11 protein-coding genes and 1 pseudogene are annotated in these 14,459 nt (G+C 33.0%); 6 read left to right on the top strand and 6 right to left on the bottom strand.

Translation table 11 applies throughout. The annotated features are described in order from the left end of the window. Window positions 1–13 precede the first annotated feature (13 nt). Window positions 14–313 (bottom strand): YbaB/EbfC family nucleoid-associated protein, encoded by a 300-nt coding sequence (locus C0J00_RS09105; RefSeq protein ID WP_104968553.1) that lies wholly within the window; start codon window positions 311–313, stop codon window positions 14–16. Window positions 314–499: 186 nt separating this feature from the next. Beyond that, window positions 500–1,393 carry a DUF2268 domain-containing protein gene (locus C0J00_RS09100; protein WP_104968552.1) on the bottom strand — a complete coding sequence of 298 codons (894 nt, stop codon included), beginning with the start codon at window positions 1,391–1,393 and terminating at the stop codon, window positions 500–502. A gap of 91 nt (window positions 1,394–1,484) precedes the next feature. Between C0J00_RS09100 and C0J00_RS09095 the strand changes: the two genes are divergently transcribed. Further along, window positions 1,485–2,225, top strand: a complete 741-nt coding sequence (locus tag C0J00_RS09095) for a MerR family transcriptional regulator (protein WP_104968551.1) — start codon at window positions 1,485–1,487, stop codon at window positions 2,223–2,225. 78 nt (window positions 2,226–2,303) lie between these two features. Here the strand turns inward: C0J00_RS09095 and C0J00_RS09090 are convergent. Continuing rightward, window positions 2,304–2,728: pseudogene (locus C0J00_RS09090) on the bottom strand (transposase); the annotation flags it as partial. A gap of 283 nt (window positions 2,729–3,011) precedes the next feature. Then, window positions 3,012–3,671, bottom strand: a complete 660-nt coding sequence (locus C0J00_RS09085) for a CPBP family intramembrane glutamic endopeptidase (RefSeq protein WP_104968550.1) — start codon at window positions 3,669–3,671, stop codon at window positions 3,012–3,014. A 170-nt stretch (window positions 3,672–3,841) separates the two neighbouring features. On the opposite strand from C0J00_RS09085, the gene C0J00_RS09080 reads away from it, so the two are divergent. Then, the gene (locus tag C0J00_RS09080; RefSeq protein WP_104968549.1) at window positions 3,842–5,170 is read left to right on the top strand and encodes an ATP-dependent nuclease; all 1,329 of its coding nucleotides are present in this window, start codon (window positions 3,842–3,844) and stop codon (window positions 5,168–5,170) included. 229 nt (window positions 5,171–5,399) lie between these two features. On the opposite strand, the gene C0J00_RS09075 is transcribed toward C0J00_RS09080, so the two are convergent. Beyond that, complete coding sequence (locus C0J00_RS09075) at window positions 5,400–5,783, bottom strand: helix-turn-helix domain-containing protein (protein ID WP_104968548.1); 384 nt, start codon at window positions 5,781–5,783, stop codon at window positions 5,400–5,402. Window positions 5,784–6,185: 402 nt separating this feature from the next. Between C0J00_RS09075 and C0J00_RS09070 the strand changes: the two genes are divergently transcribed. The 4 genes from C0J00_RS09070 (at window position 6,186) to C0J00_RS09055 (ending at window position 11,920) form a co-directional block, all read left to right on the top strand. Next, window positions 6,186–6,470, top strand: a complete 285-nt coding sequence (locus C0J00_RS09070; RefSeq protein ID WP_233995894.1) for a lactococcin 972 family bacteriocin — start codon at window positions 6,186–6,188, stop codon at window positions 6,468–6,470. A 57-nt stretch (window positions 6,471–6,527) separates the two neighbouring features. Beyond that, window positions 6,528–8,615 (top strand): hypothetical protein, encoded by a 2,088-nt coding sequence (locus tag C0J00_RS09065; RefSeq protein WP_104968546.1) that lies wholly within the window; start codon window positions 6,528–6,530, stop codon window positions 8,613–8,615. Beyond that, window positions 8,612–9,247, top strand: coding sequence for an ABC transporter ATP-binding protein (locus C0J00_RS09060; protein WP_104968545.1), 636 nt, complete (start codon window positions 8,612–8,614; stop codon window positions 9,245–9,247). Before C0J00_RS09065 ends, C0J00_RS09060 begins: the two co-directional genes overlap by 4 nt. Window positions 9,248–10,258: 1,011 nt before the next feature. Further along, window positions 10,259–11,920, top strand: coding sequence for a peptide ABC transporter substrate-binding protein (locus C0J00_RS09055; protein ID WP_104968544.1), 1,662 nt, complete (start codon window positions 10,259–10,261; stop codon window positions 11,918–11,920). Between the two features lie 214 nt (window positions 11,921–12,134). Here the strand turns inward: C0J00_RS09055 and C0J00_RS09050 are convergent, their stop codons facing one another. Next, entirely contained in the window at window positions 12,135–14,414 is a 2,280-nt protein-coding gene (locus C0J00_RS09050) for a Xaa-Pro dipeptidyl-peptidase (protein ID WP_104968543.1), read from the bottom strand. Window positions 14,415–14,459: the final 45 nt, after the last annotated feature.

The following is a 14,459-nucleotide window of genomic DNA, read 5'->3' as shown; positions in this document are numbered from 1 at the left end:
CTTTTTATGAGGTTTAGAATGGTAATTTGTTAGTGAAGGCACCCATTGTTTTTTGAGTCGCTGCATCAATTTGGCTAAGGGCATCGTTGATAGCTTGTGTTGTCATATCTTGAAGTGTTTCGACATCTTCAGGATCAACGACAGCTTCAGCGAAATTGATGTTGGTTAATTTTTTATCGCCTGAAAACTCAACAACAACCAAATCTTGAGCTGATTTGCCAGTGAAAGTAGTAGCAGCAAGCTCCTCTTGTTTCTTCTCCATTTGCTTTTGGAGTTTCTGTGCTTGCTTCATCATGTTTTGCATATTCATCATGAGGTTTTATTCTCCTTAGTAAAAGTGATTACCGTAACATTATAGCATAGGAAAGGAAAAGTGTCATAGGCTTGAGATAAGATTGGAAGAAGTGGTTGAATTAACAAGCTTGTTTGTATTCAGATAGTCATTTTTAATATGGATGTTGAATCTATCGTAATTGAAATTACAATACAATTATGAAATTTAAGTCCAAAATTCATCTACTTCACTTAGAATTTCATCCGCAGTTTTTAATGTTACTTTTTCAATAGATAATCCAGTTTTTTGTAAATAATATTTAATGAGATAATAGCCACATGTATAACCAGATGCATAAGGAAGTCCAACAGTTTTACCGCCCTGCATTTTAGTTATTTCATCCCCATATAGATAAGGCATTGCTTCTTGCATATTATCTATATGAAGATTTTCTTTTAGTATTGGTTTAATAACTTTATTTAAGGTATCTATATCATTCTTTGTAACCCATGGTCCAATATTTTCTTTTCCATACATTTTTTCAGCAAAGTTTTCGGCGAGACCTTCAGACACAATCATTTCTTTAAGTGGACCTTTACCCCATTCAATAAATTGATATCTAATATTATGATTACATTCATGAGCAACTGCAGATGGTATTCTATTTATTGTATAATCATTTGGAACAAGGGAAAGAAAAATATAACCTGGAATTCCACCATCACCGCTATAGTTTTCATTAATAGCTATCATTGGACTACTAGGATTCCCTAATAACGCTGTTAGATAATAGTCTTCTACAGGTAATTTTACATCTTGAGATGTGAAAGCTTCTATTGAACGATGAAAGGCAGTTGTTATATTTTCCCAGAAGTTTTCATCAAAACGGTTGATGAATGAAATATCTTCTTCTACAAGATCCTTCGGCATCTTATGCATAAAACTCATTAAGGTCATAACATTAAAAGGCACATTCTCATCAAATGAAATATGTTGCTTTTCAAATTTCTTTCTAAAAGGAACTAGTAGGTTTTGTTTAAAAACCTCATCTCTTTTTTCAATTGTTGTCTCTAAAATTTTTTTATAAATTTTATCAGACTCGATTAAATGTAGCTGCATAGTATTTTCTCCTTTTGTTAGTAAAAAAATTATATACCTTGACGCTACGTTAAAGTCAAGTGTTTATGATAGAATAATGTGAGGAGAAGATATGTATTTAATAAAGGAAGCAGCACAAATTTCAGGAGTCACCATTAGAACCCTTCATCATTATGACCAAATTGGACTATTAAAGGCAGATAAATCTGAAAATGGATATCGATATTACACAAATGAAGATATTGAAAAGATAAAAATAATTAGATACTATAGATTTCTTGGATTTTCTCTTGAAAAAATAAGAAAAATAATGAATGAAAAAGATTTTGATAGTATCAAAGTATTACAATCTCAATTAGAAATGCTAGCCGATGAGAAAAATAAAATTTTAGTTCTTATGGAGAATATACAAAGAACAATTGATGCAAAGAAATTAAGACTTGAGAATCGAGCATCCAATAAATTTGATGGTTTCACGTTGTTAGATAATATTGAATATCAAAGTAAAGCGTTAGAACAATTTGGTAAAGAAGTTATGATTGAAACTTCAAAGAGACAAAAAGGTATAGAATTAGAAGTTAATGAATACTTTAACGATATTTTTATAAAGTTTGCACAAGCAATGGATAGAGAGATACGACCAAAAGAGAAGGAAGTGCAAAATACTTGTTTAGAACTCTATGATACATTAAATAAATATGCTTTTGATTGCACTTTAGAGGTTTTTGGCATAATTGGTAACACCTATTATAATAATCTAGAATTTAGAAAAAACATTGATAAATTTGGTGATGGATTAGCGGAGTATATTTCGAAATCGATTGCTAAGTTTGTTACAAATAATATTAAGTGATTATTTTATAAAAGAATTTATGCCTACCTTATTAAATATAAAATTGATTTTCTTATTTTCTGAATTTTAAAATATTGAAATCAATTTTGATATAATTAAAAGAAAAAGGTTGGAAATTGAGGGCTTATGTTTTAGAAATTTATAGTAAGTGGAGCGATTGACACGTAAAACACGACACAAGGTTGTTGTGGCGTGTTCAAAGCGTAACCGATAGACAGCGAGGAGTCTTACTTTAAGTCTTGCATGAATATGGCACTTGCTTTTTTTAGGATAAGTTTCTCCTCTTCAAGCTGCGCATTACGTTTTTGTAGCTCTTTTATTTGCTTGGAGGTAAGTACAGAATTATCTTCGAGTTTGACTTGAGAATATTGTTTGATCCATTTTGCAAGCGCAGAAGCGGATACCCCATAGTCTTTACAGAGTTCAGACTGAGTTTTTCCATTTTGATAAAGGTTGACAAGAGATTGTTTGAATTCTTCATCGTAGCGTTTAAATGTTGACATAGGTTGTCCTTTTGTTTTTGTGTCTTTTAAAACAGATTGTAACACACAAAGTTTTGTCTACTTTTATAGTATACATCCAAGTTGGTTTTTTAATGATAATTTAAAAAGACTGGGCTGAGAAGAAAAGTGATTTGGAATGAAAAGAACATATTATGGTTGCATTATTGAAACAACATTATAATGGAATTATCACAATAGGTCATAAAAAAAACAAACAGACGATTTTTTTAAATGGTCTGTTTGTTTTTAATTGAAGAAGTAAGGGTTGAGTTGGCGGTAGGATTTAGAGATAGATTGTTATAATAGTAGTTACATTATTAATAAAATGTAGAGCAATAGGATAAGCTAAATTATCTGTTTTTAGATAGAGATAGCCCATCAAAAAACCTGGGCCAGTGTACATCAACCAGCTTGGTAGATTTGCTGGTCCATGAAGAGCTGCAAAAATCAAACTAGAGACTACGAGTCCAATCCATTTGAGGCGTCCAAAACCAAATATTTTTTTCATGAGGATACCTCGAGAAATGAGTTCCTCGAACATAGATGGTAAAACAGCCATGGATAAAAAGTTAAAGATGAGTGGCATTCTTTTCAAAGTCTCCAGCATTTCCTGATGCTTCGAAGAAGCTGAAGAACCCAATGCATCTAACCAAGCAGTACCTATTTGATTGATCAGGGTAGCTATAGCATAAGTAATTCCTAGCAGAATAAGGGTTTTCCAATTAAAAAAACGACGATTAAACTGAATCAGATTCCAATAATTAGCGAGACGATATGCAAGATAAACAATTAGTATAACCAAGCTACAACCTAGCATTGTTTGATATAAGGGATATGTGTGCTGATTTGTCCATGATTTAGACATAACTATGTCAGGTAAAATAAAGAGAGCAAATAATGGGAGACAGGCAGCCAGATAAGTCATTTTTTTGATAATTGTCATAGATATGGCATTCCTTTCATATACTGTATTGTATTGTTGTATCTCCAATATAAACACAATTGTTATTTATGTCAAGGAAGTAGAGGACAAAGTACCGAGATAGCAATTCTCATACTTTTGACGAGCACTCTTTTACTAATATTTCAGATGAAAAAGATTATTATAAAGCAATGTTTTCATTTTTATCCACTGAGAATCGCTTAAGTCTCACTAGACCAATAAATTTTAATTTAGTGGTTGATAATCAAAGTTTGAATATTGTTCAAAAACTAGAAAAAGATTTTGATTTAATCACTGACCTAAACCAAGCTCTGGATTTAGGTTTTCAAAGCTCAGTTGAAGTTTATGAAGATTATGTAGACGGTCATTTGATTAAGAAATATAAAATCGGTGAAAGTCAAGCCATTGCAGATGCAATTGACTCAAATAGTCGAGAAAAAGTAAATAAGTTGAGGTCATTTGAAGATTTACACAATCAAGGAGATGGGATAAGAACTGCTGTCGCCATTCTATCGTCTGTAATTGTGAGTGAGCACTCATTATTTCTAATTGATGAACCTGAGACTTTTTTGCATCCACCTCAAGCAAAAATATTAGGGAAAAACATGGTTAAGTTGTCTACTGGTAAACAATTGTTTATTTCAACGCATAATATTGATTTTATTAGAGGTGTCCTAGAAGAGGATTCTTCAAGAGTAAAAATAATAAAAATAGATAGGCTTGACAATTATAATACATTTAACTTAGTTGATAATGATAGTATTAATAGGATTTCTAGTGATAAAAATCTGAAATATACCAACATTCTTAATGGATTATTTTATAATCAAGTTGTACTATGTGAGAACGAGAGTGATTGTAAATTTTATTCTGCAATACTAGAACATGAGGAGTTGACAATTTACCAAAATACTTTATTTTGTGCAGTTGGTGGAAAAGAGCAGTTAAAAAAAATAGTACCGTTATTGAAAGAGCTTAACATTGATTATCGGATTATAGCTGATATTGATTTAATAAATAATATAGATAGCTTAAAGCAATTGTTAAATTCTGCTATCCCTGAGTGTTACAATGAAATAGCAGTACAACATAAGAAATTTTTAGAGAATTTTCAAAAAGAAACGAATTCCCAAGTCAAAACACAAGAAGTAATAAGAGCTGAAATTAATTCACTATTCAATGAAGATAAGTATATCTCATCAAAAACGGCAGAACAAATGAAATCTTTATTGAGAGATGTTAATAATTTGAAACTTTTAAAAACTGGGGGAAAAGCCGTAATTCCGCAAGGCGATTGTGTAAGATTATTTAAACAAATCGTTGACTTCTTAAAAGAGAATAATATTTATGTTCTAGAGTGTGGTGAAATAGAAAGATTTGTTCCAGATATAAGTGGTCATGGAAATAACTGGGTTGAAAAAACATTTACGAAATATGAAGATATTAGTGCAGATGTTTATGATGAAGCTAGGAAATTTATTAGAACTGTTTTTATCTAATAGTGATAAAAGGTTGCCCTTCAAGAAATATCAGTTATAATTGGAAAATAATTTAACAAAACAAAAACCGTTTTACTTCATCAAGTAAAGCGGTTTTTAGATTACAAAGAAGATACTGCCATTGTCTATTTTTTGTCTTATTGATATAAATTTAAGTGTTTTTAGTTTAATTTAGCAAAATTTACAAGGCTTAAAATCAACATTTCTGATGATTACAAGACATAAAAAATCATGGAACAAGTCTTGCGTATTCATCTCCAACCATTTCCCCAGAACCAGCTGATAGTCTAATATCATTAATAACTTGTATAGGAAATCGCTCAATAACTCTATTTTGAACATCTAGTAATACATTAGCATAATCTTCTAATTTTTTTTGGTTCACTGGGGTGAGTTGTAAGTAAGATGAAACAATGGGGTATTCTGATTCAAAATACGCTTTTTCAACTCCTAAGTAGTCAGAGACTAATTCTAGATTTTTTTGATTAGGTTTTGTTTTTCCAGACTCCCATTGATTGTAAGAAGCTCGGTTAATTCCCAAGTAGTTAGCAATCTGACTTTGTGAATAGCCTAAAGCAGTTCGCCGTTCTTTTAGACGTTTTTCTGAAAACATAGCACCTCCTAGTTTTTTGTTAGGTTATAATCTAACAAAAGTATAGCATATTTTTTGAAAATCAAAATAAAAAATTAAGCTATATAACTGATTTTACTCAGAAAAGCTTGATGCGCTCTTTGATAGTTTAGGGATTTTCTAGGAATCTTTTTGCCCCAAGCTTTTATTTTATATTTTGGAGGCATGTATTGATTTTTTCTTTATCATCTTTTAGAAAATTCATTTATTGCATATACAGTTACATAAAATATTGACATAAAGCAAAAAAAATAATAGAATACATTATATAGAAAACGTTTTCAAATATGTGGTTTTTTCAAAATGAGAGGAGAGGAGTGATTCCGATGTTTTAAATAAAGATATTCCATTAAAGTAATTTTTATTTAAGGGGAGTGCAATATGATTGGAAAAATTAAAAAATTATTTGTTGTTTCGTTATTAGTGGGTGGATTCTTAGTTTCGGGAACAGCTTTTGCTGCATCTGTTGACGGCGGTACTTGGAACTACGGTGTTGGTTATACCGGAACCTATGGTTATTCTAATTACCATCATCCGAGTCGTAGTCATACTGCTAGCGTTAAAAATGGAAAACTAGTAAATTCTCAACGTCAAGGTGCTGGTTTATGGGCGAAGGCATCCATTACTAAAATCCCACCTACTGGTTTAGAATACTTTTATGGTTTTTAAGCAGAGAGTCTTCTAGTCTAAGTACTAGAAGACTTTTTCTCTTAGAAGGAGTGGTATATGGGTAAAATAGTAAAGACTTGTTGCGTGTTACTCACAATTTGTTTTAGTTTAATCATTGTCAATGTTTTTCGAACAAATGAAATAAATCGTATCAATAATATAGAAGATGGACTTTATACTGTTAAATTTTATTTAACAAATCAAAAGCAAAGTCCTGCTGAGGTGATGGACTATTTTTATCAGTTAACAAAGAAATATAAGGTATCTATTGTTAAAACAGATAACAATGGATCAGAAGTTATAAAGTCTGCTTTGATTTATAAATCAACTTTTCCATCAAAAAATTTTGGCATTAACAAAATAGATTTTTCTTCTAATCCTTCTGGAAAATATTCCAACATGGATGTCGAAAACAAACTCGGTGATATAGAGACTTTTTTAAATGCAAAACCAATATCACTTCAATTGTTATCACACTATTTTTCCGATCAAACTCATTCCATAAATGGGAAATATGCTGTTGTATCAACCTATGAGTTTGACAAAGATCAGCTCATTTCAGATTTAAGTTCTCATTTTGGTATTAGTAAAAAGAATCTTTTGGATGAGAACTTTGGTTCGAAAGTTGATTACGTTAATCAAGTATTTCTTATTACAGTAGTAATATTTATGATTTCAATACTAATGTTGCTTCTTAGTGCTACCTATCAACCGCTAACACAATTAAAGAAAATTGGAGTGAAGAAATTAATTGGTTTTACTAGTATGAACATTTTTCTTGAGTATACTATTCCGAATGTTCTTATTATTTTATTTTCTGCGATCTTATTTGATGTGAGTTGTCTTCTTTTTTTGAATACCTATCCGCAATATTTATTTATGAGCTTAATCTGGGGGCAGCTTTTTCTATTATTTACTTATTTAATATCCAGCTTACTTGTTTATACTGTCATTGAGAGAGTTACCATACCAAAAATGTTAAAGGGTTTTTCTGGATTTAAAATTGGAATGTTTTTGAATTACTTTTTTAAAGGCTTAATAACGTTATCTGTGTTGGTTGGGTTTGTAACGATTTCTAAAACACTAATGGATATGAATAAACAAATGACCTATCAGGAACGATGGGATAGAAATGGGAGTCATTTTATAACCATAGAAAATTATTCTCCAAGCGATGAATTGTGGCAAGCTATGCAATCTAACCAGTCTAAAGCTAATGACTATTTTACGACCATATATCATAGATTGGAAAGAGAAACAGGTGCACAATATATCAAAAGTGACTATATAAATGCTTATGAAACTTATCGTATTAAAGGGTTTAATAAGGTAGAAATATTATATGTTAATCATAACTATTTAAAAGCTCATGGCTTTTCTTCTAAAATAACTGACAATAAGAAACTCTTTTTAGTTCCAGAAAGTTATCAAAAAACGAATCTCACAAAACTTGTGAGACATATTTATCGGTCGCAATTAAGTTATGACGAGCAGAAAAATACAGATGTTAATAAACTTCCAGTTGACATTATTTATTATAAAAAGCATGTTGATTTATTTCCGTATAATGAAAATATACCTCAGAATTTTAAAGAGCCAATTATATCTGTAGTGGGTGACAATTTATTATTTGAGGAAGCAGCTTACCTTACGAATACTGGAATTAGTAATCCATTGAAGATTCCAAAATCAAAAAAGAATTTTCAAACTGCAAACAGAATTGTTACTACTTATGATGAGAATACCAAAATAAAATTTTCGACATTGCATGATATTCGGCAAAATATGGTTGATTCTTTAAGAGCAGGTAGAAATAATTTTTTATTCATGCTATTTATTCTAATCTTAATAAATATTGCGATTTCCTATTTTATGATTTTAATTGGTTTTATTTGCCGTCATCAGTATCAAAATACGATGAAATTTTTAGGATGGAAATTAGTTGATCGATATGCTTCATTCTTAGTGATTATTGGAACGATGCATATGATTTCATTACTTATACTTATTTTTAGTAAAGTAACCTTTACTGTCTTTGTGAGCTATATTCTCTATGTGATTTTAGATGTGTTATTAGTGTTATCTCTAGCTTATCATTATGAACAAAGAAAACTATCTGAACAATTGAAGAGAGGGGAAATATGATATCAATTATTAATTTATATAAAAAAATAGGAAATAAGGAAGTATTTAATAATTTTTCTTTAAATATATCGAAAGGTGAGTTTGTAGCACTTGTTGGACCAAGTGGTAGTGGAAAAACGACATTGCTTAATATTATAGGGCTAATTGATGATGAATTTTCTGGAACCTATTCCTTTGGGGGAAATGAAAATATAAAAATAAATTCTAGAATGTCACAAAAGATAATAAGAGAAGAGATTAGTTACCTGTTTCAAAATTTTGCTTTAATTGATAACGAAACAGTAAGATATAATTTATTGTTAGCTTTAAAATATGTTAATTGCAGTAAGAAAGAAAAAATATATAAAATCAAAGCTGTATTAGCTAAGCTTGGTCTAGAAGAAAAGTTAGATTCGAAAGTTTCGGAGTTATCAGGTGGCGAACAACAACGAATAGCTGTAGCACGGGTCTTTTTGAAACCGTCTTCTTTGGTACTCGCAGATGAACCAACCGGTTCGCTTGATAAAACAAATAGAGACAGTATCATACAATTATTAAAGAAAATGAATCAAAATGGAAAAACTATAGTTATAGTAACACATGATTTGGAGGTCGCGAATGAATGTGATCGTATTATTAATATCAAAATTTAAAGTTAAGAGGAGAATTTAGAAATAATGTTTTGGTAATGATAAAAAGAAGGTAAGCGACCAATAACGAGGTAATAGAAAAGCATTCCAAAGTCAGGATTGACTCTGGAATGCTTTTCTACTTACACTTGTTTTGAATACTTTCTATCCACGGTAAACAAGCCTCTAGAACGTCCGTATTTACGAGGATTTCCTCGTTAGGAAGATAAGTCATGTGTTAAGATCATGGCGCTTAGCGCCATCAAAGCTTTGAGAAAAATCCAGTTCTTACACCCCATAACCAAGGAAAGGAATCGCCACTCTCATTGGATTTTCAAAGGAACAATAGGTTGGTTGTGTCATTACAATAGCCTTCAATTCTATTTCTACTAGTATACTGTAGGAGTAAGAGGATTGTTAGATATTTTACTACGGAGCACTTACAGAGTATCCTAGACAAGCCACTATTATCAAAAATAGCACTATCACATATGTATGATAGTGTCATTTTGATTACAAGGAAGATACTGCTATTGTCTATTTTTTGTCTTATTGATAAAACTTTAAGTGATTTTAGTTTAATTTAGTAAATCAAGAAAGGCTTTAAATTAACATTTCTAACGATTGCAATATTTAAAAAATCGTGGAACAAGTCTTGCATGTTCATCATAGTATTTTCTATATTCCTTTCGTATCAAGGGTTTTTCCCTTGTTTAATTATCATAGTGATCCAAACTGGATCAGAATGTCATGTAATGACTGATCATCTAGTATTATATCATGTTTGAGCTTCAGGACAAAATGACTGAAATATCTTGGAAAATGTTTTCTTATACAACTAAGAAGTCATGTCAGTATGATATGTGCATTTATACGACTATTTATTGTTTAAATATAAAATCGAAATAAAATTCAGAAAATTGTCAAAAAAGTATTCCTTTTTTAAAAAACTTGTGTTAAACTAGCTAACATAACAATTTTTAGAAAATTTCGTCTGTTTTATAGTGAGATAGATGAATGATAGGAGTTATGAGTATGGTATTAGTTAAGCAAGCTACTTGGAAGCGTTTAGGATATGGAGCTATTGCTTTTGCCTCTGTTGCTGTTTTAGCAGCATGTGGTAATGGTGGTTCTTCAAAGTCAGCTGAAGGTGACAAGGATACGATTAATTGGTATGTTCCAACGGATATTTCAACTTTGGATATTTCTAAAAATACAGACCAATATTCAAACGTCGCTATTGGTAACTCTGGTGGTAACTTGTTGCGTTTGGATGGTAAAAATGGGACACGTCCTGACTTGGCTAAAAAAGTGGATGTTTCTGAAGATGGCTTGACCTATACAGCAACCCTTCGTGATGGTCTTAAGTGGTCAGATGGTAGTGACTTGACTGCGGAAGATTTCGTTTATTCATGGCAACGTATTGTTGATCCTAAGACGGCATCAGAGTATGCTTATTTAGCAGTTGAGGCTCACTTGGAAAATGCTGATAAGATTAACAGTGGTGAGGAAAAAGATCTCAACAAACTTGGTGTCAAAGCTGAAGGTAACAAGGTTATCTTTACCTTGACCAATCCTGCACCGCAATTTATGAACTACCTTGCCTTCTCTAACTTCTTGCCACAGAAAAAAGAATTTGTGGAAAAAGCTGGTGAGGATTATGCAACAACATCAGAGGATATGCTATATTCTGGACCTTATAAGGTTGAGGGCTGGAATGGTTCAAATGGTGGTTTTAAACTCGTTAAGAATAAAGAATATTGGGATGCCAAAAATGTAGAAACTGAAACGGTCAACGTTGAGGTGATTAAAAAACCTGATACAGCTGTTCAAATGTATAAACAGGGTGATTTGGACTTTGCTGATATTTCAGGAACATCAGCTATCTATAACGCCAACAAGAAAAACAAAGATGTGGTTGATGTACCAGCAGCCCGTACGACTTACATGGTTTACAATCAAACAGGTAACGTTAAAGCATTGATGAATGATAAGGTTCGTCAAGCTCTTAACTTAGCGACAGACCGTGAGGGAATTGTAGAAGCAGCAGTGGATACGGGGTCAATTCCAGCGACTGCACTTGTTCCAACTGGTCTTCAAACTTTAGAAAATGGTGACGATTTAACGGAATTTGTAGCACCTGGTTATCAATACGATGCTAAAGAAGCAACTAAACTCTTTGAAGAAGGGTTAAAAGAGTTGGGACAAGATTCCTTAACATTGATAGTTACAGCAGATTCAGATTCACCAGCAGCCAAGAATGCAGTTGATTATCTCAAGAGTACATGGGAAGAAGCTCTACCTGGATTGACTGTTGAAGAAAAATTTGTAACCTTTAAACAACGTTTAGAAGATACTAAGAATCAAAACTTTGAAGTTGCTCTTGTTTCATGGGGTGGTGACTATCCAGAAGGATCAACTTTCTACGGGCTCTTCACATCAGATGCTGCTTATAACTATGGTAAATCATCAAATGCTGATTATGACAAGGCTTATAAATCAGCTATTACTGAAAATGCTATGGATCCACAAAAAGCAGCTGAGAACTACAAAGCAGCTGAAAAAGCTTTGTATGACAATGCACTTTATAACCCAATTTACTACCTCAATTCACAAGGACTTCAAAATCCAGATGTGAAAGAATTGGTACGTAATTCAACTGGTTTAACAGTAGATTTCGTTCACGCGCATAAATAAAGTTAGATTTCATCCCTTGAAGATTCAAGGGGTGATTTTTTGAGGGCATCAAGTGTGATGTGGCAATGCACAGAAGGTGGATAGACATTTTAGAACATAGAAAAAGACATAGAATGATGTTGTTAAAAACATTGAATCTATGCCTTTTGAATTTAAAAGAAGTCAGTCAGGTCTTCTTGATTTTGATGAGTTGCTTGTAGCTACTTAGGCTAAATTAACTGATTAAATCAATTGGTATCTGAATAGAAGACTGGTCTAAATCTAGGGTCAGTTGATAATCTGAATTATCTCGAATAGTGTGTTCAAAGTCTGTGGTGTATAAAATGACACGCAGTTTTGCCCCATCTTTGATGTCATAGATGGTTGGTTGTAGCTCCAGTGAGAAGGTCATCCACTGATTAGGACTGATTTCTTCAATACTTAGTAAATCATAGCGATTTTGAAGGTTAAGATGCCCCTTGGTAATAACGCGCGAGCTAGTTTCTTTGAAAGGTAACTCTCGCAAAGCTTCCATTTGGAAGAAACGACCATTATCAACACTATTTCCTTTAGGTGTAGGGATCGCTTGTAGGTATTTCTGACTACCAAGTTCTAAGATTTGAGAGGAAAGAAGCCCTTTATCAGTGCTTGATTTGACTGTAAGGTTAAGCTTGATGCGGCCATTGATACGGAAGTGTTTAGGAATTTCTAAATCAAGTGTTATGGCATTAGCTTTACCATCGAATAAATCAGCTTTAAAAGCATTAAAATCTTTGCCGTAACGAGTAAACTCTTCTTCATCATAGCAGTTTTCAATAATCTGTTGACCAGAACCAAGCGCTAAACTTTCATTTTGGCTACTACCAAATGTATCAAGAGTTTGCCATGTTTGCTCTACCGTATTATCTTGCCAGATAACTTTTGGTAAATCGAATTGGCTATCTTGTTTCAAAATAAGTTGACTTAAAAGAGCGTTCATCGATTCTCTAAAATCAATGGATTGCCAAGCATTCATATAAATATGGGCGCCATGATGTAGAAAGAGATGTTTAGAAACATGGTCTGGTAGAGCGTTAAACATATTGTAAACATTGATCGGTTTAACATTCCAATCTTGTGTTCCATGGGTAAAGACGACACGGGCTTTTACATTGTCAGCGTGAATGACGTAGTTACGATCATGCCAGAATTGGCTGTAGTCGCCAGTTTCACGGGAAATGACTGCGCTTTGTTCTTTAAGAAACTCTTGATACTTATCATTTTGACGAAGGTAGTCTCCAGCAGCCAGGTTACGTGAGTAGGTAAACTCTGTTAGTGTATCTAGATCCTCTCCTGGATAGCCTCCTGGGCTTGTAACCAAACCATTTTCACGATAGTAGTTATACCATGAAGAAATACCTGCTTCGGCAATGACTACTTCGAGCCCTTGGACTCCTGTTGTTGCTAAAGCATTTGACATGGTTCCTAAGTAAGAAAGTCCTGTTGTTGCTACCTTACCAGTTGTCCAAGCGGCTTTGATGCTGCGTTTTCGGTCACGACTGGTAAAGGCACGTGCTCGTCCATTTAACCAGTCTATAACGGCTTTGTAGGCCTGCACTTGATAGTAATCGCCAGTCGTCATAAAGCCATCAGACTGGATGGTACCGATTCCTGATACATAAACATTGGCAAAACCACGTGCTAACATATAGTCATTGAGAGTGTAACTATTTGGATACAAGAAGGTTTCTTCGGTTTCTTGTACTTCTTTGGCATCGCTGTCTGATGTTAGAAGGGTGATGTCTTGTTTTTCGACAGAAATGTTCCCCTTCTCTTTTTTGAGAAGCTCCCCTTCCATTTTGTGTGTTAAACGATCACTAGCTGGTTCATTCACACCTTGATGATAGGGACTAGCTGTCATCATAGCAGGTAGTTTCCTACTAGTTTTAGGTCGGATAATAGAAACTTTAACGAGATCGATTTGACCATCGTTATCGGTATCAACCCCTGATTCTACGTAGACAATTTCCTGAATGACATCATGTGTATCGAAGGTTGCCAGACTTTTTCCGTTAAAATAGTGATAGTCATTGGTAATAGGAATCAAGTTTTTAGCAACTAGGCTATCAATCAACGTATTACCAGACTGAGTGCGAGTGGCTAAGAGGTGGTATAGGGCTCGGTCACCTTCGGTGAATGACACTGGAAAAGCAATTTCCTCAACAAACTTAGCTACGTCTGTAAAGTCAACGTTTGGGACAAATCCAAGCAATTGAAGAGCGATAGTATTGAAATGCTTCTCAGTCAAGTCTTGCTGACTATGAAAAAATGATAGGAGGTCACAGTCAAAGTCTGCAATCATAGTCGATAAGGCATAGTCGGTATCTTGGAATTGTAAGGATAGGATTTTACGTGTGAAGGCTTCCAGATTGGCTTTTAAAGACTTTTCTGGAGAGATGGAAAAGCCCAACTCATTCATTTCTTGGTAGACTTGATTTGATGGGGTTGGAATATAGCTATATTGGTTGTATTTCATAGACAATCTCCTTAAGTAAACGTTTTAATTTTGAGATTAGCTTTA

The sequence above is a fragment of the Streptococcus pluranimalium genome (assembly GCF_002953735.1).
In the GTDB taxonomy this organism is placed as follows: domain Bacteria; phylum Bacillota; class Bacilli; order Lactobacillales; family Streptococcaceae; genus Streptococcus; species Streptococcus pluranimalium.
The sequence above is the reverse complement of the archived record's forward strand: the minus strand, read 5'-3'. Positions and strand labels throughout refer to the sequence as shown.